The organism is Kitasatospora sp. NPDC059088 (genome assembly GCF_042738155.1).
Classification (GTDB): domain Bacteria; phylum Actinomycetota; class Actinomycetes; order Streptomycetales; family Streptomycetaceae; genus Kitasatospora.
On record NZ_JBHYGR010000026.1, the window covers coordinates 1 to 845 of the forward strand.

The following is an 845-nucleotide window of genomic DNA, read 5'->3' on the forward strand; positions in this document are numbered from 1 at the left end:
GCCGCCCCGGCGGCCCCCCCCCGCGGGGGGGGGGCCCCCTCCGGGACAGGTCGAAATGGCTGTGGCCGCACGGCAAACTGGCCCGGATACCGGGCCCGGAGGCCACCGAGCTACCCGAAGGGGTGGTCCCGCCCTGGTACGGGTTGACGCTCATCTACCGGCCGGACGAGCTCGGCGGGCTACCGAGCGCGCACACGCCCAGACGATCAAGCTCCCGGCCTGGCATCGTGAGCAGGATCTGCGTCTGGCCGAACACTACGTCCGCGCGGCCATCAAGATCAGCGACCATCACAAGGAGCTGCTGTGACCGTCACCTCCCCCGAGTTCGCCGCCAGCCTGGCGGCCGAGGCCGAAACCGCCGGAATCACCGGCTTCGTCGCCGCCGCCATGATCAACCACGACGGCCGCATCCTGCTCGTGCGCCGCAACCCCGACGACTACATGGGCGGCCTGTGGGAGATCCCCTCCGGAACGGTCGAGGCCGGGGAGACCATCCTGGACGCCCTCCATCGGGAGACCGCCGAGGAGACCGGCCTCACCATCGACCAGGTCACCGGCTACATCGGGCACTTCGACTACAAGAACAGCCGAGGCGGCACCACCCGCCAGTTCAACTTCACCGTCACCGTGCAGAAGACCGAACCGGTTGTCCTCACCGAGCACGACGCCCACCAATGGGCCCTCCCCAGTGACCTGCCTGAGGTGAGCGACGCGGTTCGCGAGCTGATCACACGCTGAGGCGTACGAGGGTGGCGGGGGCCCCCGCGGGGCCCCCCGGGCCCCCCCCACCGGGGGGCGGGGCACGGGGGGGGGGGGGGGGGGGATGGGGGGGTGGGGGCGTGGGG

At 72.0% G+C, this 845-nt stretch carries 1 protein-coding gene; it reads left to right on the forward strand.

What is annotated here, in order from left to right; translation table 11 throughout:
* Window positions 1-303 precede the first annotated feature (303 nt).
* The gene (locus tag ACFWXO_RS14295) at window positions 304-738 is read left to right on the forward strand and encodes an NUDIX hydrolase (RefSeq protein WP_380524114.1); all 435 of its coding nucleotides are present in this window, start codon (window positions 304-306) and stop codon (window positions 736-738) included.
* The last annotated feature ends 107 nt before the right edge of the window (window positions 739-845 follow it).